The organism is Ruegeria sp. AP11 (genome assembly GCF_056535865.1).
On sequence record NZ_JBQFJB010000001.1, the window covers coordinates 2726751 to 2749556 of the forward strand.

A 22806-nucleotide genomic window follows, 5' to 3' on the forward strand; every position below is an offset into this window, starting at 1 on the left:
GATCTTTTACCTGCGGCGTTCAAAGCGGCGGGCAGCGACGTGGCGGCTTTGACGGATCAGGGCGGCAAGATCACCGTGATTTAACTGCGCCTCGGCCACCGGATCGCGGGTGGAACTGACGATCGCCACCAGCAATTCGTCATCCCGCCTTGTCGGGCTGGTGACGGCATGGGTCAGGTCAGCCGCGAATTCGACCGCACGGGGAACACGGGCTTCGACCGGGGCGCTCAGATGCCTCCGCCCTACGCCGGATTCGGCCAGTTCCCAACCCGATGGCGGGTTGGTGGACGATCCGTTCAGCAGGGCGACCACCGCCTGTCGCCATGCCGCGTCGATGGGGATTGTGGTCAGGTCGGTTGGTGCATTCGCCAGTCGTATCAGGGACACCGACACCTGATTGCCCGCCAGCACATTGGTGTCGCGGTGATGCACCATCACATAGGTCGGAAACGTTCCAGGCCTTCTGCGGATACGAACGAAACGGTTATTCTCGACCCGATCATAAAGTTGTGCCTCGTTGGGAAGGTTGCCCGCACCCCAGGGCACGGCTGCCGGCGATCCGTGCACATAGACGTCCGGGCTCATATCCAGCGTGAAGGTCCGGGGCGGGGTCGAGGTGCTCAGAGGGTCAACTGGCGCAGCCACGAGAGGGACCTGCCGGGTGTCCAGATTGGTAGCCCGCAGATAGGTATTGCCGACCGAGGAGGGACTGTCCGAGATGTTCAGCTCCCATATCCCGCGGCTTTCGAGCGCGGCACGCAGCAGCCGCAGATTGCCTTCGCGGAATATTGCTAGATCCTGCACCACGGCCTGTGGCAGGCCGTTCAGTTCGCCGCTCCAGGTCCAGCTTGGGGTACTGCCGGAAAAGCTGAGAACACCGCGCCATACCCCGGTGCCGCCGCCGACAAAGACGATATTCGGATCGTCGGGATGCACGATGACCGCATATTGCGGCGCTTTGGTGCCGGACGTTCCAGTCACAGGGTCCAACCCCTGATTGCGCAGGCCGGTGGGATGCCAGGTCTCCTCGCCATCGAACCACCACAGCGTATCCATCCGGTCCGCCTGACCAACCTCGCCAGTATCGGTCATTTTCGATTTCGAAGTGGTCGTCACATAGAACGAACCGTGACTGCCCAGCGATTGATCATGGGGGAAGATATCGGTCCATAGGCCGATATAAGGCAGCTTCTCTGACGGTCCGGCCGGAACATCCTCGTTTTTGCGGATGCGGTTCTTCATCTTCTTTTCGGTGAACCTGTGACGGGTCCATTTGTCCTCGCCCGCGTCATAGGAATACTGAAAGATGTTCCTGGTGGTCAGAACCAGCAGGCGGGCACCGTCAAAATCATTGGTCAGGTCACCGCGGCGCGCCCAGCGGAGGGTGACGGCGACCTCATCGCCGCCGAACTTGTCCTGATTGTCGCGTTCTGATCCGGGGGTGCGGGCATCCTCACCTTTAGGCAGTGTGACCCAGACGTTATCCGCGTTCGCGGGGTTCCAGTCGGGTGAAAACCACACCCGATTTGTACCGATCGCGACGCGAGTTTCGTCGCCTTCGCCCGCAATCGTGGCGATCCCGCTATAAAATAGCGCAGCATCGCTTTCCTTGGTTTCACTTTCGGGCGGACTTGTGCCTGTGGGGACCGTGGTTCGAAACACAGGCCGGGTGAATCTCCCACGGTTCTCGCGCCAATGGGCTTCGATGTACTGACCCAGATAGTAGGCCGGATTGGTGCTGTGATAGGCCACCCCTCCGCCATCGCCCTTACGCCACAGCCGCCAGATCGAGCTGCCAATTCGCTCGATCCGGCCATTGTCCTGCGTTCCCGCAATCAACGCGCCGGGCTCTTGCGGGTGGCAGGCCAGAAATCCGGGTTCCGAGACCGCAAGTCCATAATTCAGCGATTCCATGCCTGAACCGCGATCAGCGAAGACACCGCCATCGCATCCGATCCAGACATCGACACCATCGGTCCGGATGACGTGGACATCGGCATGTGCCTTGTTGCCGATATAAGTCGGGTCGGTATCGGCGGACAGCGCCTTGGTGCTGTCAAAATCGGCGCTGTAATCGTCGGCGGCATGGGTGCCGCTGATGGTCAGCTTGTGCATGTTTGCGTTGGAAGTGGTCCCGCCTGTGACACTGATCGTTGAGCCTGCGACAAAAACAATATTCTCATTCGTCGGATCGACCGCGATCGAGTTGTTATAGTCCGATGAGTTCCCGTCCACTTTCAGCGTGTCACCATCCATCTTTGGTTTGCCGAACAGGCCCGGTGGAACATTATCGACCACCCGCGCAGGGCCGGTGCCTTCGATCCGCCACAGACGCGCCCGGTTATGCGCCCCGGTGCCCAGCACATAGACCACATCCTGATTTGAAGGTGCGATGGCAAGGCTGAGCCGCACCGCGCGCTGCACGCCGTCCAACTCGATTTTGGTGTAGTCGCTGTCTGGCCCGCCCTCGGTGACATAGACCGCAGTCTTTCCGGTTTCATGATGCGTGAGCGCGGCATAGATGCGTTTGGGTGTCGAGTTCGACCACACGACGTCCGACACATGCGGCCAGCTGTTCGGGTTGAAATCAAATGGCGCCCGCTCGATCCGGTCCCAAGGCGCGTCGGGAACGAACGGACCGTCCCGGAAATACAGACCCGAGGATGCCGCTGCGATCATGGTGTTCGGATTCGTCGGATCAAGCGACAGCGGTGTTCCGGGGTCGTGGGTCAGGCGATAGATACCGGCCCCGCGCAGGGCAGTTCCTTCTCGCAACCAGGGGATTGTCCCAACGCTGGATGTTGCGTTGGACAGCGCGCCGTCAAGGCGCAGTATGCCGACGCCGCCGTAATCACTGTTATGTGTGCGACCTGTTGTGGCGGTCAACTCGCCGGTTGCAGCGTAGATCACGTCCTCGTCTGCGGTTGCCCCGAATTTCACATCCAGCGCGCCGATGGTCAGTGACTGCACGCGGCCACTGGTCCCAGATGTGGCGCTTGGGTTTACGCCCCAGCTTCCCAGCGGGCCCCAGCTTTGACCTGCATCCAGTGTCACCCAGACGCCGCCATTGGCCGAGCCCGCGTAGGCACGGCTGCCACTGGGCGAGACCTTCAGATCGCGGATACGCCCGGCCACGATCGGGTTGCCGGTGGCCTGACCGTTCAGCATCCCGGTCGGTCCCAGCGGAATCCAGCGGTTTGCGTCTGTTAACGCGCCCAGAGCTTCCAGAGCGCGCAGATAGTCTTCGCGATGGCCGAAGAGTTCGTCAAACAACCCTTCAGGCGCGTGGATATCGTTGAAGGCGTTGAAATCCAGACGCCGGGCGGCGAAATCTACGCCCGAGCGCCCACGGCCCGGCCATGCATAGCGCATCAGGTCTCCTCCTCTTGGCTGCCGGGAATCGGTGCGGTGGCGATGCGCACATAGCCCTCTTCAATCGCAGCGGGGACATCCGGCAGCAGCGCCGCCTGCGTTGCGGCCAGAATGGGATCGTCTTTCCACGAAAACGGCGTGTCGCGGCGGGTCCAGATCTGATCCTCTCCGAAACTGGCGATCTTGGGCAGACGCACCTTGTCGGGGTCGATCAGCACCGGCCCGATCCGGGCGGACGGAGCCATGCGCCCAAGCCCCGGATCAACCCAGTCGCGCGCGAGCTGCAGCGACTTTCTGGGCAGAATGCCCGAGGTCAGATGCACTTTGCCCGCTGGATGCATCAGGATTGTCAGGCGTATGACCTCGCCCAGATGAATGGGAAACTCATCCTCGCCGACAAGATAGGGGTGATCTATCGGATCGGGTTCGGGGATACGTGCCGCGCCGAGAGCCGCGAATTGCCCTTTGCGGCGTCCACTTTCAAGCGCGCGGGTTTTGACAATCTTGTCGACAACATGGAAGCGCCGATAGTCGTCATTGATGAAGTAGCCATAAACCCCGTCATCGTCGCGCGTGAATTCACCAAGCCTTGCCCGAAACGCGCGATCTGCCAGATCGTCATAGACCGCCTTGCGGGCCTCTGCCGCACCGGGCGCTGAAAGGTCCAGCAGATCGAGGTCGTCAAAAATCTGCATCCGGATCGTTGCCCGAACCATTGCCATGGGCCGCCCGACAAGTCCCGCGATATGCGGCGTACCAAGCGAGGCGAACGTGTCGATGGACCAGAGCGTAGTATCGACGGCGCGCAGAAACGCGGACAACGCGGTTTCGCGTTTGTCACCCAGCGCGGTGCCGCCACGGCTGCGGGCGTCGGCCTCGATCATTGCGACTGCGAAACGTCCCAGCGGTTCGGCGGCTGGGGTAAGATCATATAGCGGCCCCGCATCCGCCGGACCCTCGCGACCCGGAGCGATCTCCCATACGACGCCGCCTCCGATGGGCTCGTGCTGAAGCTGGCCCAATGGCGTGCCAGCGGCATCGAAGACTTCAAGCGCCTCGTCGATAAGGTCAGGCAAAAGGAAGCCCGCGACCGGGTTGATCATAAGGTCGGGGCGTTCCTGATCGATCGTAGCCTCGCGGGGCAGTGCCGCGCCATCGGCCGGATCGGCCAGCCGGAAGGCAATGCGCGACGGACGGGTCAGTCGCGGTGGCAGTTCCAGCGCCGGACCGGGCGCAACAAGGGCTGCGGGATGCACGATTTGGCCGGGGTCGATATCCAGAATCCGCCCAAAGGCATCGACCAGCCGTGCCGCGGTGATCCGAACCCGCCCTGAAAACAGCAGTTGCGGCACATCAATCGGCGCAATCTTGGTACCGGTCTCTTCGACCTGTCCGTCGGGTGCATCCGGCAGACCCAGCAGCGCCTCGTGAATGCCGCTGAGCGTGGCCGAGATCACATCCGCATTGATCAGATGTTTATAGACCGCCCGAACCTCTTTTTCGCCGTCTTCGTCCAGTTGGCCTTCGTCATCCGCATCGCGCAATTCCTCGGCGGTCATCCAGTTCGTCACCGTTGCCGTCAGGCTTTCCGATGCGCCGTTGTTGATCGGGCTGCGGCCCGAAATGGTTCGGCTGGCATCCCCCGGGGGCAGCGTCGCGTCATAGTCCACCTGATCGAGCACCCAACCGGTCAACCTGTCGCTCAGATCAAGCTGAACTTCCCATTCCAGCCAGATAGGCGACCAGGGTTGTGCCCAGACCGTGACGCCAATGGGTGCGGCGTCCACGCCATCCAGTAGCGAATGCCGACGCAATTGATCGCCCAACGCGGCCTCCATCGGGCCGGGCGTTGCAACCTCTCCGGCTTCGCTGCGCGCGGTGAAGCCCGGGACCGTTCCGTCATATACCCCGTCCCGCGAAAACCGCAGCGCAACCTCGCCCTTCAGGCGGGCGGCCAGAACGCTTTGCGGGAACGGGCTGGTCGGGGCGGCCTGTTCCGCAAGCCAAGGTGTGGTGAACGGATCGGTGATCACTGCATTCTGGGCCAGCCGGACAACCTCGTCGGGAATAGCGCCATGCGGGAAGGGGCCCAGATGCTGGCGCCCGGAAATGCCGCCCGGAACAATAATCGGAATCTGGCTTGGCCAGCGGCAGGTCAGCGTTCCGTCGGGCGAGGCTACGCCGTCCTCTTGATGGCGGAGCGAGCGTTTGGCGTCGCGGATCGCAACCACAGGTTCCAACGCGCGGAAATAGCGCGGTCCGGGGCGACGGACATTGCGGACCTTGGGTTCGGCGCGCGGGCGGCCTTCGCGTTCGAAGTGATTTGACGCAAATCCAAGGTTCTCGGGCACAATGCCAACAACGCCTGGCTTAGTGGCAGACCATGTGAGTTCGGTTGCAAATGTGCGCTCGGTTTCCTCGCGCGCTGTGCTGCCTGCCCGGTTGCGGGCGGCACGGCCCGCGATCAGGTTCTCTGGCCCGCCGCGGTCAATGATTTTTTCAACCGAATAGTCGCGTCCGCGCTCGGCCTCGAAACGTGCGGCGTGTTCACGTTCTTCAATCTCGATCGCGCCGTTGGGTTCCCCGAGTTTTGCGACCTGATCATTGGCCAGTGCTGCGATCAATCGCTCGGTCTCGGCCCGGGCTTCGAGATCGCCGCCCTCCATCACCGATGCAATCAAAGCGGCGATACTGTCTTCGACCTGAGGCCCAAGCGCGGTGCGCGGGCGTTGTGGATCGGGGCGCTGATCCGCCGGAACCGGGCCCGTGACGGGTACGCCGTGGACAACCCCGTGCAACAATGTCGCGTAGATATGTTTGGGCTCAACGGCCACAAATCGCCCGCCTTCCGGCAGGAACACTTGAGCACCCTGAACGCCGGACAGCGCTGTTGAGTTTGTCAGTGACCCCGACGGCACCAGTGAGAACCGGCTGGCGTTTTCAAGGCCAAGCTCGGCAATGGCTGCCTGATAGACCGTGACCTGATCCGAGGCCGCCGTCTGACCGCTGGTGTCGCTGTTGACCCGCCAGCCCAGATCTTCGGTCACATTTGCAAAGCCCGAAGCGGTGCGCGCAGAGTCCAGCGGGTCTTCGGCCGGGCGGCTCCACCATCCGGCGACCAGATATGTGGCCGCATTGCCAAAGACGCCATTGGGTGCCGCGTCCAGAATATCGTCCAGAGGATCGTGGAAGGCAAAGCGGTTGAAGGTGGCATCATAGCTTGCGGTCCAGGCCAGGCTGCCGCCAGCGCCTGCATTCAAATCCTGCCCCTTCAGCGTTTTTCCGGTTGGCGCAGCACCCTCGGGCGTTTCTTCCTTCCAGTCTTCCAGCGGGATCACGCGGGTCGTGTCGGCTTCGATCACCCAACCCCGGACGTCCATCCGTTCCTCACCCTCGGGTGCCAGAAGCCGCAGCACCAGCCAGCGGTTCGGCAAGGCGGACAGCCCGAGCCCGTCACCGCCGACATCCTGCATTTGCCCGTTCATCACCGCGTCTGGCATCGCCCAATGCAGATGAATGCCGGAAGGGCGCGGCGCGCCGGGGTCAAGAGGGGCAGGGGTTTGCTCTGGTGGGTCGCCATCAGGGGTCGAGACCGCACCTGGCAGGCGCACGAAAGCTACGGTCGAGCCTTCGCGGACATACAGCGCCTGAACGTCGATCGGAACGATCAAACGCGGTTTGCGGATTATCTTGGGATCCCATGTCGCGAAATCACCGACCCCCAGCCCGGTCCGCGTGATCACCGACCAACGGGGTGAGGCGATGGCAAGGTTCAACTGATCGGGGTTAAGTTCAATCGGCATCGAACACCCTTTCAAAATCGGCGGCCATCGTGGTGACCGTTTTCGAAATCGTTGGCCGGAAGACGGCGGCGATATCGAAATCCACTGTTATCTGAGGGTCTCCGAACACCTGTCGGTAGGGAAAGCGGATCATCTGCAGAGCAAACTCTGCGCCATCCAGTTCGGTCCCCATGCCGAGGCTGGCATCTTCCAGAAAGGCCCGGCCGGTATTGGCCAAATCCAGCACACCGGGGCTGCCGGGTCGAAATCGAACGGGCAGGCGTTTGGCGTCGGCCACGGTTTCAACTTCCAAACCGTTGTTGCCCACATAATTCGCCGTCTGCACGTTGCGCGCCGGGATCGAAGCCGAATAAGTATTTGCCGCCGTTTCCGTAAGCGTAACCCCGAATTGCAGACCGCGCTTGGGTTCTTCGATGTGCACCACCTCGGGCAATCCGTCGAACAGCGCCAGCATGACTGCAGGCGCCAGCCGTTCGAGGCGCAAGAGCTTCAGCCGGTCGGGGTGGGACTCGGGCAGGATTTCCTGATCATTGCCGTCCGGCTCGCGCGCATAGGCCCGGACATGCAGGCCCGGCCATCCCGACACCGCCCGGGACCGCAGCAGAAATCCGGTCATCAACCCGGCGGGGCCAGCCTGCCTCTGTTCACCGCCCGGCAGGCGCACAAGCCGTTCCTCGCTGTCGATCTCGTCTTCGATTGCGCCATACAGACGGTCAAGCTGCGCCCTGTCGCCGGTATTGACCGTGCCGATGGACAACGCCCCTTGGGTCAAAGCATCTGTCCAGCCCCGATCCACATAGAAAAACCGAATGGATTCAATGGGCAACAACGCGCTGTCGGCGACAATGTTCGAAAAGGGCACGCCTTCCAACAGCCGCAGCCGTGCCAGAAACTGCCGCACTTCTCGAGGCGTGATTTTCTCGTCATCGGTAAAATCATCGACATCCGTTCCGACCAAAACGCCTTCGATGGCGGCGACGGCCTGGTTCAGAACGGTCTCTGCGGTCAGCGTTGCCTTGACCATCACTCCACCTCTTTCCTGCGTGTTTCCGTTGCGCGCCGGATCGCAGTTTCCAGCGCGTCCTCGGCAGGTTGCGCAACCGCCGCCCGCGGGCGCGGGGCCAAATCGGGCCCACCGCCACCCTGCGCCAGAACACCGCGCAGCGCTTCATCCAGTCCGGCGTCCAGCACCTGCAAGACGGTTGGATCGACTGTGTCGGACGGTGCCGCACGGGCCACCGCGACCTGATCCAGCAGACCGGGGTCGCGCAACCGTTGCGCCTGCGCCAGAACCTGACGTTCAATGCCAAGACCATTGGCCAGATCGGTTAGGGGATTGGTCGCCAGATGTTCAATCGGACGACCCGGATCGGCGATCGGACGGGCATCGCCAAAGTTTGCGACCAGATCGGCGGCGGCCACGTTCAGATACCGCTTGCCGATTTCACGCGCGACGCCCTGGTTCAGTTTCAGGTCAAGAGTTCCTGCGAATTGTCCGATCTGGCTGAGTTTGCCGTTCAGAAGACGCGCCCGTTCTGCCCCGAACTGCTCGCGCCGCCAACGCATCAGCGCGGCAACAAACGAGGGTTGAGACAGCGCCAGCAATCGCCCGATTTCAAACGCGATGGCCAGCGACAGGTCTTCGCGACCGTCCGGTATGGTCAGGCGCAATTGGTCCGATACATGCGCCAGAACCGGAAGGTCCGCTTCCTGATGTCGCCGGCGCGTGGCGAAAGGTACGAACGGACCGCGGAACCAGGCACGGCGATCTTCGCCTTCGCGGGTTTTGTGGGCCAATCCCACATGTCCGGTCCCAGTCACCTCGGGCGGGATGCGGGGCTTGTCCGCCGGGGGTGGACCATCGCCAGCCTCGGGGGGCAGGCAGACAGGCCGGGGCGGTTTGGCATCGGGGCCCGGCAATGTGCCCAGCAGTCCCACATCGAGTTCCTGCATGATCGTATCCAGCGAGCCTGCGCCGTTGCAGGTAAAACTCCAATGCGCCAAGACCGGGAAACGATAGGTCTTTTCCTGCAACACGGCCTCGAAAGGTATGCGGAAGCCCGCTTTCATTGCGTCGCGCACGACAAAGGCCGCGTCGTCGGAATGGGCGGTTATCGCGGCGTCGGATATCCGCGCTGTTGTGGTTTCAGCCGACCACTCACCGGCCCGTGCCGAAGTCGTCGCTGTCGCACGGGTCGGATCAGCAGAGCGTGCGCGCGCCGTTCCGTTGGTGACGGCGCGACCGTTGGGGCCAACGGGCGGCAAATCTCCGTCAAGCAGCCCCGGCGCGACCGTCATCTCGACCTCGGCCCCCATGAAACGCAGATCGGGGTCTGCGGGCAGGTCCTGCGCGATCAGCGCGGCGTCAAAGACAAACTCGGTCGCTAAAAACGTTTTGATCGGCGGAGTGGGGGCGGGCAGGGCATCAAGCTGGCCTTCGAGGTTCAAAAGGCACGCCATATACCGCACCGGTTTGCAGGCAACCCTGTCGAATTGCGGCAAGCGATTGGCCAGCACCACCGCCATGAAGCCATCGTCGTCGCCCAGAGCGTTTTCCGTGTCCGCAAGGCTGACCTCGCGCACATGGGCCAGAAGCCTGAGGTCCTCGACTGTCGGAAAGACCTTGCGCACAACTGTTGCCGGTACCGCCAGATACAGACCTTTCAGCACATCCGATGGCCCGTTCATTGGCACGCCGGGCGTGACGCATTCGGCAATTGGCGTTTCGACCGAAATCTCGCCCTCACCTTCGGCAATAACAACAAGCGCCAGCCAGGGCGTGTTGCGATCTGCGGCTTCATCGGGGGCATGGGGAACATCAGGGTCGCCGGGGCGCAGCGGTCGGCGTTCCCACGGCATGGTCCGCCGCTTTATGACGATCTGCGGCAGGCGGCTTTCATACGCGCCTTCGGAATTGGCAGGCGGAAAGGTTGACAGAATCTGGTCAGGCGGCAGTTTGAACCGGGGCGAGGTGATCCGGACCCGGCTTGTTTGCGTTTCGACATTCAGGTTGGATGTATCGGGTGAATCCAGTTCATGCCGGGCTACCAGATCATAATCTCCGGCTTCAAGCGGTGGAACGAAACCGTCATAGAGTACAAATTTCCCAACCGCGACCATATCAGCAGTCCTTCTTCTTTTTAGGCTTCTTTGGTTTCGTCCATGAAATCTTTACCGGCTTTCCGCCCGTCGCCTGCGGTCGGTCCAGCAGATCTTCGAGGCTGCGGGTCTCCAACAGCGCGGCAAACCGATCAGCGTCTCCGCTTGCCAGCATCACACCGGCAAGCCGTCCCTGCGCCTTGGATTCGACAGCGACGCTGACCGGCCCGCCATCGTCTGTCGCAGCAATTTGCAGGATCAGCGCGGTGCGTGCCCCCATGTTGACAACGACGGGTGCTGCACCCGTTTCCTTGGCGCCGGTCAGAGCCAGCGCAAAATCGCGGGCGGCGTCGGGGTCGACCGGGCCTTCCAGCAGCAAAACCAACAGCGGCTGGAAGTTGTCAAAGCGGGTGGTGATCCGGCCCTGACGCGTCAGCTTGGCGGCTTTGATCCAACCCATGCCAGCCGCTTCGTTGCGGCGACCGATGCGCGCCCCGGCCGCGTGGACCGAACCACCTGCAAACAGGGCCCGGCTCCACCCCACGAAGGCCAGTTCGCGTTCCGCCATCCAGCCCGTGACGCCGACCTTGGTGCCGCTATTTCCCAACGCTTCGACGATGATCCGAGAGGTTCGGCCCGGCAGGTTCACCCGTCCGCGTATCGGGGCATCGGTTTCCAGAACCGCACCACCCAGCCCAATCGCCGTCACCCGCGCCGCTCCGCCCGAGGTGGCGATAGTTCCCGCACCAAGTCGCGGGTCGGAACGACGGGCGGCGGGCATGTCGAACACCGCGATCTCGCCCGGGGTAAGCTGTGCGGTTTCCACCGTCGCCGCCCGAGCAGGCCCGGTTGCCACCTTTTCAAACGCCGCCAGCCGCGATGCCGCAGCACCATCTTGCCCGAGCCCCCGAACGAAACTGGTATTTCCGCGCGCTGAATGTGTCACCGGAGCATGTGTTCCCGCGATCACGGTTCTTTGTCCGCGCGCGGCGGTGTCGATGCGTGTCAGGTGCGCCGGGATATTCGGCGACACCCGCGCCGTCATCGCAGCCATGCTTGGCGCGGCGACCCGTGGAATATCGGCGGCGTCTCTGATCGAGGTCATTCGTGCCACGGCCTCGGCGCGAATTTCGGGGCTTAGTATGGCAACAGCACGCGGTGGTTTGACCGTGCGGTTCAGGGTTTTGGCGGGCGCTTCCCTCTGTACGCGCCCTCGCGTCACGGGTTCAGGCACCACCAGCCGTTCACCCAGCGAGCCGATGCGACCCGGCGCCACCCGTGCATTGGCACGACCGGCCAAAGCGGCCTTGCCCATGCCGTTCTGTGCCAGAATGTTCTGTTCCAGCTCGAATACGCGGTCGGGCTCAAGATCGATTGGCACGGTCGCCACCAGTCCGCCTACATCGGTCAAGAAGCCCGGACGAACGGTCGCCTCGGTGACAAACGGAAGGGGTTTGCGCCGTCCGGCTTCGACCTGATTGAATGCGATCTCGGGCGGTAACCTTCCGATGCGCAAGGGTTTTACCGTCATGTGCGCGCCTTCAAGCGCGTCCAGTACCTCGCCTTTGGGCATGGACTTGTTGTCCATCTCCTGCGGCGGCCCCCAAACGGCGACCGGGAACTTGCCGGTGTACCGGCCCAGAACGGTAATTCCGCTCTCATTGATCCGCTCTTGCCCTGTGTTCACGTGGATCAGGGACAGCGACAGTTCGGCCCCATCCAGCGAGGCATTGAGGGGCGGCAGACCAAGCGGCAGCGTCTCAAAGTTCTGGGGGCTTGCATTTCCAACCACCAGCCGGTCGGCCGGAAGGGTGGTCGTTACCGTCATCTCAAATTCGCTGAGAACTTCAAAGGGATGGTCGACGGACCCGTCCGCGGTTCCTTTTTCCTCGCCCGGCGGCAGGGCACCGTTGCCTGCGATGGCCGAGATTGCCCGCGCCGTACCCGGCTGCGCCTCTTCCAGGTATTTGACGACAAAATCGGTCCAGTTGATGTAATTCGGAGATGATTGCTCCTTGGCACCGAACTTCACCTTCAGCTTAACGGGGCCGACCTTGAAACGCGCCTCGCCGCGGAATTCCGGCCCTTCTACGTAGATGCTGGCGCCCAGGCTGATCTTGATGGTGATCTTGCCAATCCAGACATCAATCGTGACACCGGCGGAAATCCTGGCATAGGCCTCGGCCTCATAGCGGAAGGGATCGAAATAGATGATGACATCACAGCCATAGGCAACATAGGCCCAGGCGGGCCCCAGTTCAGCCGACGCCTCCAGACCGCCACCCGCCATGATGGCTTCGGAAGTCAGCGCAAAGTAATTGCCGCCCTTGATGACGATGTTGCTGGTCGGCTGCCAGTGGAAGCCAAGGCGCGGCACAACCGGATAACCATCTCGGTGGAATTTGGGGTGGTAACCACCGAATGTCAGGACAAACTCGCCCTTTTTCGGGCCGCCGAACCAGGAGACATAGGCAAAACCACCGGTCAGGCGCACGCTTTCATGAAGCAGCCAGGAATTGTCTGTCAGTTGCGCCTGAATCCAGATGACGCCCTCTTCGGTCGAGAACCGGGCAACCAGCGCGATTTCGATCGAGACCAGCCGGAACTGCGGACGCGGCAGCGCCATGCGCGCAAGGCCAAAAATATTCAGCTCGAATCCGTTGCCGAATTCGACGGCTACAACCGCCACACCGTCTACAATCATGAAGCTGGTAAAGCTGATCCCTGCCGCGAACCAGAAGGTGCCTTTCCGGGGCGGGAAAGTGGCGCGGACGCTGTCCATCTCGGCCATCGGGTCCGACGGGGCCGAGGCGCTTGGGTCGAGCGCCCGGATCATGACGAACTCATCGAATTTCGAAAGATCGTCGGGAACAATGATCTCACGGTTGATGCCAAAACCACCACCTATACCGGTCAGGAAAAAGGCGGGTGGTCCACCGATGGGGCCAACAACGGCACCATAGGCAAAGAAGGCGGTATAGCGCCCTTCATCGCTTTCCTGAATGGAAGCATAGCCGCCGTAGATTGACAGGCCATAGGCCGCGAACCGCGCCAGCAGCATGCCGACATATTCGACATTTTCAGGTACGCCGGGATCCGAGTACTTTCTGAGGCCCCCCGCAAGCTGCACGCCCGAAAGATCGGCGCTGACCGCCAGCCCGGCCAGATCGATATTCCAACTGCCGGGATCATAAATCGGCCCGGCATCAAGCGAATAGGTCAATTGCAGGTCATCTACAGCGGCAGTCAGCCCGGCGATGGATATATTGCCGTCGAACAACAGCGAGATTTTCTCAAGCTCTTCTCCGGTCTGGGTGACACCCAGCCCGACCTGATCGACATAAAGCGGACCGAAACCTTTCTTGATCGACAGCCACCATGGGCCGTCGCCTTCGCCCGCCGACAGCCGGACCATCACCGGGTCTGATCCGTGTTTCTGGATGGCCAGTGCCGGGCTGAACATCGGTGCCAGCGCCTGCCCACTGTCCGAGCTTTCGTCCATGATCCCCTGCGCCACGGGGTTGCCACCGGTCCCGCCGGACACACCGACCGCAAGGTCCGAAAGCTGAACCTGAACGCCGCCCGCTGACGGGCCGTTGCCGATACGGCCAAACAGATGCAGCGCGATTGAGCCGAGCGAGAGCCCGAAATCCACCAGCGGCCCGCCGTCTTTGCCGATCCTCACCCCCAACCCGTTGGCGGCAATCGACGGCGCAAAACCCAAGGTCGGGCTGGTTTCGACCAGTCCGATGACGATGCCCGCAGGCGGGGTGTCCTTGATCCAGCGGTTGTCATTCTCGATTGAGACAACCACGTCGCCAGAGGTCAGCGGCAGGCGTGAGGTGAGGCCGACATTGACGCCAATCGCATTGCCATCGCGCGCCAATCCGACCGTCAGGATGCTGTCGATTGTCACCGATGGGCCCGCATCGGCAAAGTTCTCGATCAATCGGATCATCCGGGCAACAAAATTGTCCCGGATTTCGGCCGGGTCCTGTCCCGGCGTCGGGATAAGCTGGAACAGCGCCAGATCAAGCTGGCTGGTATCGCCATCCAGAAGGACAACCCCTTCAAGGACATCTTCGACATCGCTGTTGCCTGTGCCCGGGATCGGTGTTTGCAGAAGGTCCTGCACGGGCTGGGTTTGGCGCAGGAAATCGATCACCAACCCCAACGTCAGGGTCAGCAGGCCCGAGGCCACGTGGGCTGGTTCCGAAAGCGGCCCCGAGCCGTCATCGAACACGACCTCGACGCCTATCGGATCAAGCAGCGTGCGCAGCGTCACCACCTGCACGCCGTCCGCCGCAATCGCAAGACCGAGGCCGACAGATGGTACCCCAATACTGTTTCCGACTTCGAAAGAAACAACAGGGAAGAGGTTCGCGCCTCCGGCGTCGATTACGGCGGGTCCGATGCTGCCGGACAGTTCATCAAGCCCGTCGACGTCGAAGGCCATTGTTGTAGTCACGGCCTCGACAAACGGCAGGCCTGTATCCGTGTACTCAATGGCAAATCTGAATGGCCCGGTCTCAAGCGACAGCGTGACGGGGCCTGCGGTGATGTCCAGTCCGGTCGCGCTGGATGCGGCGGATACACCCGCGGGCAAGGCCGGGTTCAATGCAGAAGCCAGCGCATTCAGCGCGCCTGCAGCCATCGCCGGCCAGCGCGCGGCAAGTTCGGCCTCTGGGTCGTTGGCCCACGCAGATAGTCTTGCGCCGGTGAAGGCCAGGGGTGCCCCTTCGCGCAGCACCAGTGCATCGCCGACCGCTGCCGTCACATTTCCTGCCGTACCACCCGCGTCGACCAGAGCGTTCAGAGCCAGAGGCAGCGCGGTTTCGACCGCCATGCTGACCAGAGAGGCCAGCCCCGGAGTGTTCGGATAAAGCGGCAAATCTGTGCCGCTGGCATTCCTGAGAAACAGGCTGACATCGGGGTTCACTTCCAGATGCACCGCGCTGCGCCCGGATATCGCGCTGGGCAATCCGGCAAAGACTGCAATGCTGGGTGCCACAGGTCCGGTTCCACTGATGAGCAGGCCGACCCGCCCTCCGAACGCCAGTTGTTCGGGGGCCCCGCCAATGGCATTGCCATCCAGCGCCAGCCCCAGATCAAGCGTTCCGCCCGCGCCTGCCACTTCAATGGCGACGCCATTGGCGACATCCCAACGCCCGGGCGCGCCCGGTAGGCCAAGGAATGGTCGGAGCGCATCAAAGGCCGCTACCACGCGGCCAGCGTCGTAGCCACCCGCCAACCCGAACACCGCCTCGCTCTTGAGCCACGCCACCGGATCGCGGAAAAGTCCGATCGGGGCGAGCATAGCCCGGTCACCCTCCGCATCGGGCGCCGCCAATAGGCCCAGAAGATCAAGTACGCCGTCGATGACAGCCTTCGCGCCGTCATCCTCGTCACGCATGTATTCAATGCCGAACTTGACCGCGCTGGCGATGGCCAGCGGCGCGCCTTCACGCGCGATGTCCGCACCGTCTGCATTCGGCCAGATTGGCAGGTTCAGAGGTGATGCGCCGGGTGGTGTCCAATCCAGCCGGATTTCCAGCGGAACCAGTGAAGCCGTCAACGCGCCGGATGCGACCGATCCAATGCTCAGGTTCGCTGAGACGTCTCCGGTGCTGGCAGCGCTCGCGGAAAGGCTCCATTCCGGCAGCCCGAGTGCCGGGCTGGCCCCGGCCAGAGAGAAGCTGAGCGAACGCGACGCGATGTCGATGCTCAACCCGGGAATCTCAGCGAAAACCACGTCGATGGCATCCTGAAGGTCCAAAACCCGTGTGGCGCTTTGAAGTGCATCGCGCATCTGCGCGTCGGGCTCGTGCAGCATGCGGTCCAGCGCCGTTGCAACCAGCCCGTCAAGGTCATCAATCACGCCGGCAGCGCGCAGCAGATCGCCAAGCGCGCCCATCTCGGGGCTGGGATCGGCCAGAATCTCGGTGATCACCGATGACAGCAGGACCCGCACTTCGGGCAGTGCCGTTGTGACGATGCCTTCGGCGGCGGCGGCTCCGGCTTCGCGCAGAACCCAGACACCCCGGGCCAGACCGAAGATGCTTGCATCATGCAACCGGATTTCGGCCTCGACCGGGCCGGATGTGCCCAGCGGCACGGCGATATCGACCGCGATCCAGCGCAGCTCTTGCGCAGCGCCCACGCCCGATCCCGGTCCGCCCAGCAGCCAGCCTCCGTCGCGGCGGATTTCCAGATGTAGCCGAATGCTGCGTTCTTCAGTCAGCGAGGGCAGGGGGTCGAGCGCGATCGCGCCCAGTTCCACGGCCACATGCCCAGATACGGTCAACCCACCGCTGCCGGGTTCGATTGGCAGCAACAGACCCAGCCCTGCGCCGGTAACCGCAGTACCGGCTTCGAATGCGGCTTGTGTTCCCGCCCGCTCGCTGAGCCCGGCTGCCGCCGCCGCCGTAAGCCCGGCCTCTATCGCCTCACGGTCAAAAACGCCGTAAGCGCAATGCATCGCCAAACCTGCGCCCGCCGCGCCGGGCAGGTTGCTGGGGGGACTCAATTCGGCGGACGGATCGGCAAATCGCGAAAGTCCGGCCAGTGCGCTCAGGGCGGCCCGGGCAAAGCCAAGCGCATCGTCGTCTGGCGCGGCTGGATCGTCGGCGGGTAGCAGCCCGAGAAAGGTTCTCAGCGCGTTGGCGCCGGGGTTGAGGTCGAATATCGAAAACGCCACTGGGGTCAGCGGCATGCCCAGCGTCAACAGTTGGTTGATCGATCCTGTGCCGACGCCTTCAGCCGCCAGCCACGCCGCATGAGCGCTTGCCGCGTCCGCGACGACTGCCACATCGCCCCCGGCGGTCGAAAACGCCTGGAAAATCCGCTGAAGCCGTGCGGTCTGGCCGGCACTGCCATCGGGGTCGCCAGACAAAAGCGCCACGTCAGCGCGCGGACCCAGCGCGACAAACCACTCACCAGGGGCGGTGGTCGGCGCTTCGAACGTCTCGGGCGCGCGCCCTGCCGGGCGCAGATCGATGCGCCGCGCGTCCGGGGCCGAATCGAACGGGAACGCGTCGGCTTCGGGTGCAACGGCGACATGAAGGATGGTGCCGGGCGGCGCTCCGAAAAGCTCATCAAGATCCAGGGCGTCGCGCAGGCTTGACCCGGTGGCGTTTGGTATCTCGTGCCGCGTCGCCCCTGTCGGCAAGGTCTCGGGCGGCGCGATCAGGCCATCGGTGCCGATCAGACGCGCCTGCAACGCGTCGATGCCCGCCGAAAGCGTATCAATTTGCGCGCGCGCCCCTCTCAATCCTTCGCGCGCGCCCAACTCGACCAGGATATCTGACGCGAGCGTCGCGGAATCCAGTGGTGCTTCGCCGGGTCGCCAGAGGCGCAGCGCCTCGGACAAAACCAGCCCGTCGCCGGGGGCGGCGCGTCCTGGCATCTTCCACAAGGCCATGGCCGGACCGCCCAGTTCCGGCGCCAGATTCAGCCGGTACGGGTTGTCCGGCGCACCCAGCCCCGCCAGCGCCCCGAAGCGGTCGCGATTACCGGAAAGCACCCGTGCAAGGGGTTCCAGAACGCGGCGCAGCGAACCACTTTGGTCGCTGATCAGCCGCCCAAGCCATGCACGCATCGCCACGTTGGGATCGGCGATCAGGTCCGACAGGGGCAGGCGGTTGATGGCCGTATTTTCGGCCAAGACGGTCGCGCGGCGCCAGCCGATGGCGGTCAGGATGTCCACCACCCACGGCGCGGCAACGGCGTTGCCCAAATGCCCGATCAGTTCTTCGAGGGCGTCCCACTGTGCCGGAAGCAGCGCATCGAAGCCCTGATCCAGATCGGGAATGGCAATCGGTATCTCGATCTGATTGACCACAAGCGCCGGGTTGGGTGCGGCGAAGCGCACCGTTAATCCGCCGGTTGCGCTCCAGCCAAATCGGGCGCTGACGCGGTCGGCGGCAATGGCCAATGGGTCATCGCCCAGAGCCGTGCGGCGCGTGCCGCGGCCGCGGGCGTCGATGTTCAGGGACACTTCGGCGGCAAAGGCCGCGTCAACGGCAGAAAGGTCTGCGCGCAGGATCAGGATATCAACGCTGGTATCCAGGACGGTACAGCGCTCGCCCAGTTCGGATTGGGTGGCGGTGAACCCGACAGCGATTTCAATGACGCCCGGATCTGGCTGCCGCACCAGCAAGCCAACCGGTCCTGCAACGCCAATCCGCCACGGGTCTGCAACTGTTCCGGAACCGGTCACCGGGTCGCCAGCCTGCGATGCTTCGGCCAGAAGCCCGCGCAAAGCCCCGAGTACGTCAGGAACATCTGCGGTGTGGCTGTTCAGCACGGTCAGCCAGTGCGCCCGAACCGCTGCCAGCGGATCGGCCAGGAAGGCCGACAAATCGAGGGTCGGTAATCCGGGTGCCCCTGCGGGTGGCGAAATCCCCAGCAACACCGAAATTGCGTCGCCCGGAGGCCCGAGTTGCCCGAGAAGATCTGCAATCACATCTCCGATCAGCGTCGTGCCAACCTCGGCGATGGCATCGGGGGTTGAAAGGTCCAGAACCTCATATGAATTGCCCGAGATCACCACCTGATCGAGCGCCAGAACCGCAATCGGCTTGCGCGACGGACCCAAGGCGATGCCGGACCTCAGGGCTTCGATTCCGGGATCACCGGCGAGGATCGGCGCGCCCGCGCTTCCCAGCCGCAATTGCGCGGACAGGGCGGGAACTGCGACCGAGTCTCCGGTGCCGAGGTCGAGCTTCAACAAATCCGCCACTACTTCGACCCGGGTCGATCCCTGTGAAATTCCGAAGGAAATAGATGGCGTCACGATGGGCCGACCGGTCGGCCCGGTGACGGCAGCAATCTCCAGATCGACACTGATCCCGCCACCAAGATCGATGGACAGCGTGTCACCGGACAGGCTCGCCGCGCCACCAATCAGGTCCGAGGCCGCGCTCATCCATGCCGTCTTGGCTGCGGCGCTGCCCATCAGGGCGGCAAACCAATCGGCAAGGACAGCCGGGCCTTGATTGACAAGGCCCTCGATGGGCAGGGGCGGTACGGACCCGGCAAGGCCCAGAAGTTCGGCAAGCGCTGTAATTTCCGGGGTCGCCCCGCCATCCGCCATCGCCTGGATGATGCCCAGGATCAGCTCCAGCGCAGCCTCGTCGAGCGCATCAAGGTCAGAGACGGATAGCGCAAAATCACGCGGCGCCGCGAAGCCCGGCAGGAACAGACCGCCAAGCGTCAGCGCCACCGCGGGGTCGCCATCACCGGCCGCCGTGGGGGCCGTGAAGGCCAGACCGATCGCCCTGAGACCAGCCTGTCCGCTGGGCGGATTGGGATCGACGACGATTTCACTTGCCAGGATCAGCTTGCCGCCCGGATGGCCAATCAACACCGGATCGGGCACAGAGTGCCCGTCTTTTGCGGCCCGGAACAGAGGCACAAAGAACGATGTGGCCGTATCGGGGTTGGTTGTCTTCAAGCGGACGCCGAGACCGATGTGCACCTCGGATTCCGGTTCATCATCGATCACGAAGAAGAACGTCGCGACGCCGTCGTCGCTGGCCACGACCGGCAGCCATTGATGGCCTTCGGCGTCGATTTCGGTTTCGCCTTCCAGCAGACGATCCAGCACCGCCAATAGCGCATCGCGTTGCGTTTCGTTGGCCAGCATTCTGCGCAGATAGGATACAGGATCGGCCAGCCAGTCGTCATTCAGCGCGCCGTTTTCCCCTGCCAGTCCAAGCGCTTTCAGGACGTCTTCAAGATCTCCGAAATCGGCGGCGTCAAGGCTCATCGGGCTCTCCGATCAAATCCGTGCCGCGCCATGGTGCCGATAGTCAGACCTTCGGCCTGCGCGGCCAGGTTGAACGCGATCAGCCCTTGTCGGTCGGTGTCCTGACCGGCGCGATTTGCCAGTGCTTCCGCCAAGGTCAGAACAGCACCCCATGCAAATGCGGTCAAGGCATCGGCCCAAAGTTCGACAATCGCCTCGGGGCCAATCGGGCGCATCGGTGCGGTGGCCATCAGCCCGGCCGGGCGTTTTTCGGTTCCAACCGCGAAGGGCACCGTGATCACCGTATCATCGGTCTGATCTGTCCTTACGGGGATTGTGACCAGTATCCGGCCAGCTTCGGTTTTCAGTTCAACGCGGCTGACAAAGACCAGCATTTCGCTGTCGCCGAGCACCCAAACCGTTTGATCGTCGCCCGCAAGCTTGACCGCCGCGCCACGAAAAAGCGTTACTGCCGTTTTCGTTGCAAGGTCGATCCTGGGTCCGACTCCACCCGCCTGAACCGGTTCTTCGGGGACCAGATGGGGACAGAGTTTCCTGAGCTGCCGGAACAGTCGTTCGCAGATTTCATCGATGCCTTTTCCCGGATTGGGATCAAGCACCCGGTCAATCGCATCGCGCATCGCGCCGTTGTTGATCAGACGTTCAATCTCGGACGGTTCGGGATCGGGGCGGGGCGCAAATGTAGGACGCTTTCGCGGGCGCGTCGCACCGCGGGCTTTCTGACGAGGATATCGGGGCTTTTTGCCCATGAACGCTCCCCCAGCTGACCGACATATGCAGCAAGCATCAGTTTGGTTGCGTCAATCGGTGCGTCGTGTCAGTCGCCGTTGTTTGCCCGCATCAGGCGATCAGAGACAAAGCCCAGAGCCGCCCACAAAACAACGAAGCCCAGAAGCTCCAGGCTGAAACTGCCCCATTTGAAAAAAATCTGCGCGATTGTAAGCGCAATCAGAAACGGAACAAATTCCACACGCAAAGCGCGTGCCAGACCGATTTTAGCGAGTAGCGTGTACATTGCCCACCAATTCACGGATTTAAATCGATTAATGAGTTCAGCTTGCCCTTACGTCAGCTGGTTGGTCAACTTTGAATTGAATTCGGTCGGATTGAGGCCGAAATCCGCGCATCGCAGGATGTCGTCTGATCGATATGTTCCCACCGAAACATGCCTGATAACCTGTGGCACCGGCACACACAGGTTGATTTTCCCGGCACCGCCATTTTACGCTGGATCATACCCATATGACTGCTGAAGACGTATCATTTCCAAGAATGAGATCGCGGAATTCACTGTGGAATCAAAACCCGCCACCACGATAATTGCCGATATCTCGGACAGCACTCCGTTCTATATAGAAATGGGGGACGATCAGGCGCAGAAGTTCATACAACTCGAAATCGACCGCTTGAGAGACGTCGCCACGTCCTTCGGCGGCACCATGGTGGGGCAAAAGGGCGACGACGCCCTATGCTACTTTTTTGATCAAGATGCTGCAGTGAGGGCGGCATTGGAAATGATAAGCCGTCCGCATGGCACGTTGTTGTCCGTTCACGCGGGTGTGCATCATGGCCCGATCGTTTTTGCAGAGAATGGCATATTCGGTGAAACCGTTAATCTGACGGCCAGACTGGCGGCTGCCGCGAACCCGGGCGAGGTTTGCATCAGCGAGAGTGTTGCAAACTACCTGAGCGCCGAGTTGAAGCAGATGCTTACTCCCATCGGTCCTCTTCGCCTGAAAGGGGTGAGCGATCCTGTGAGGGCCTATTCAATGCAGGTGCCCACAGATGGGCTGAGCACGGTTTTACACGCACCGACACGGGTTGGCCGCAGTACCAATATGGACGACCAGAGCGATAACTTTGCCCTGATCCTGTATCACGACGACCGTTCGTGGCGTTGTCGTGAGGGGGGTGAGCTTAAAATCGGCAGGTCGAAACAATGCGATGTGGTTTTGCCTCAGCCCTGGGTGTCGCGGCTGCACGCGGTACTGAGCATGAAAAATGGCAAACTCATGCTGACAGATCGCAGCTCATCCGGGACCTATGTAAAGTTTGAAGACGCAAGGGAAATTCAATTGAAGCGCGAAGCGATTATGTTGGCAGGCAGCGGTCTGATTTCGCTGTCTCTGCCGTGCCAGCACGCAGACGCCCGGCCCCTGGATTTTGAAATCGTGCGTCGATAGCTGCCTTTTTTTGAAGCAGGTTTCCGGCTTCTGTGGTGAAAGTCTCAGAAAGATATATCCGTTTCGTGCTAGGATCGCCCTGCAGTCTTGATTTCAACAAGTTCAGGAGGGAAGCATGCCATTTGTTTTTTCGAACCAGTTGTGTCGCGGCGGTTTGATCCTGGGGGCGGCCGCGTTGCTATCCGGGGTGGAGGTTGCGGCGCAATCGGATATGCCGAATGCCTGCCCGGTAGATGGTTGCGAAGTTCGTATCGCATCTGTTGAAAAAAATGGGGACGAACTTACAATCACTTACGAGGCAAACTTCAACCCCGACGTCTCGAAGAACCACCTTCATGCGTGGTGGGGCGAAAGCTATGATGTCAAGCAGGTGGGCCGGAATGCTCAGAGTGAGTTTGATGTCGAGCAAGGACGCTGGCACCGGCACGATGACTACCCCACCTATGTGACCAAAGAAGCGGCCTCAACATCCGCGCGGGAGGGGGCCACGACAATGTGCGTCACCGCCGCCGACAGAGACCACAATATTCTGGACGCGACCAAGTATCATTGTGTTGACGTGCAGGAGCATCTCTGAAGC

9 protein-coding genes are annotated in these 22806 nt (G+C 62.2%); 2 read left to right on the top strand and 7 right to left on the bottom strand.

All coding sequences use genetic code 11. The features are described 5' to 3' along the window. Nucleotides 1-6 precede the first annotated feature (6 nt). The 7 genes from ACR3E4_RS13670 to ACR3E4_RS13700 form a co-directional block, all read right to left on the bottom strand. On the bottom strand, nt 7-3372 hold the full coding sequence (locus ACR3E4_RS13670) for a hypothetical protein (protein WP_480529833.1): 3366 nt from the start codon (nt 3370-3372) through the stop codon (nt 7-9). Next, entirely contained in the window at nt 3372-7175 is a 3804-nt protein-coding gene (locus ACR3E4_RS13675; protein WP_480529832.1) for a hypothetical protein, read from the bottom strand. The genes ACR3E4_RS13670 and ACR3E4_RS13675 overlap by 1 nt, the downstream gene beginning before the upstream one ends. Continuing rightward, complete coding sequence (locus ACR3E4_RS13680; protein WP_480529830.1) at nt 7165-8199, bottom strand: hypothetical protein; 1035 nt, start codon at nt 8197-8199, stop codon at nt 7165-7167. Before ACR3E4_RS13680 ends, ACR3E4_RS13675 begins: the two co-directional genes overlap by 11 nt. Continuing rightward, nucleotides 8199-10295, bottom strand: a complete 2097-nt coding sequence (locus tag ACR3E4_RS13685) for a hypothetical protein (protein ID WP_480529828.1) — start codon at nt 10293-10295, stop codon at nt 8199-8201. The genes ACR3E4_RS13680 and ACR3E4_RS13685 overlap by 1 nt, the downstream gene beginning before the upstream one ends. 1 nt (nt 10296) lies before the next feature. Further along, on the bottom strand, nt 10297-20043 hold the full coding sequence (locus ACR3E4_RS13690; protein ID WP_480529826.1) for a DUF6603 domain-containing protein: 9747 nt from the start codon (nt 20041-20043) through the stop codon (nt 10297-10299). Beyond that, entirely contained in the window at nt 20040-20792 is a 753-nt protein-coding gene (locus tag ACR3E4_RS13695) for a hypothetical protein (RefSeq protein ID WP_480529824.1), read from the bottom strand. The genes ACR3E4_RS13690 and ACR3E4_RS13695 overlap by 4 nt, the downstream gene beginning before the upstream one ends. Nucleotides 20793-20860: 68 nt before the next feature. Then, nucleotides 20861-21058: a hypothetical protein gene (locus tag ACR3E4_RS13700; RefSeq protein ID WP_480529822.1), complete on the bottom strand. Its 198-nt coding sequence runs from the start codon at nt 21056-21058 to the stop codon at nt 20861-20863. A gap of 277 nt (nt 21059-21335) precedes the next feature. Between ACR3E4_RS13700 and ACR3E4_RS13705 the strand changes: the two genes are divergently transcribed. Both ACR3E4_RS13705 and ACR3E4_RS13710 read left to right on the top strand, forming a co-directional pair. Next, nucleotides 21336-22226, top strand: a complete 891-nt coding sequence (locus ACR3E4_RS13705) for an adenylate/guanylate cyclase domain-containing protein (protein ID WP_480529820.1) — start codon at nt 21336-21338, stop codon at nt 22224-22226. A gap of 115 nt (nt 22227-22341) precedes the next feature. Then, nucleotides 22342-22803 (top strand): hypothetical protein, encoded by a 462-nt coding sequence (locus ACR3E4_RS13710; RefSeq protein WP_480529818.1) that lies wholly within the window; start codon nt 22342-22344, stop codon nt 22801-22803. Nucleotides 22804-22806: the final 3 nt, after the last annotated feature.

What these genes read in the sequence shown, in the direction of transcription:
- ACR3E4_RS13670 (WP_480529833.1), bottom strand. Translation starts at nt 3,372, where the DNA reads ATGCGCTATGCATGGCCGGGCCGTGGGCGCTCGGGCGTAGATTTCGCC.
- ACR3E4_RS13675 (WP_480529832.1), bottom strand. Translation starts at nt 7,175, where the DNA reads ATGCCGATTGAACTTAACCCCGATCAGTTGAACCTTGCCATCGCCTCA.
- ACR3E4_RS13680 (WP_480529830.1), bottom strand. Translation starts at nt 8,199, where the DNA reads ATGGTCAAGGCAACGCTGACCGCAGAGACCGTTCTGAACCAGGCCGTC.
- ACR3E4_RS13685 (WP_480529828.1), bottom strand. Translation starts at nt 10,295, where the DNA reads ATGGTCGCGGTTGGGAAATTTGTACTCTATGACGGTTTCGTTCCACCG.
- ACR3E4_RS13690 (WP_480529826.1), bottom strand. Translation starts at nt 20,043, where the DNA reads ATGAGCCTTGACGCCGCCGATTTCGGAGATCTTGAAGACGTCCTGAAA.
- ACR3E4_RS13695 (WP_480529824.1), bottom strand. Translation starts at nt 20,792, where the DNA reads ATGGGCAAAAAGCCCCGATATCCTCGTCAGAAAGCCCGCGGTGCGACG.
- ACR3E4_RS13700 (WP_480529822.1), bottom strand. Translation starts at nt 21,058, where the DNA reads ATGTACACGCTACTCGCTAAAATCGGTCTGGCACGCGCTTTGCGTGTG.
- ACR3E4_RS13710 (WP_480529818.1), top strand. Translation starts at nt 22,342, where the DNA reads ATGCCATTTGTTTTTTCGAACCAGTTGTGTCGCGGCGGTTTGATCCTG.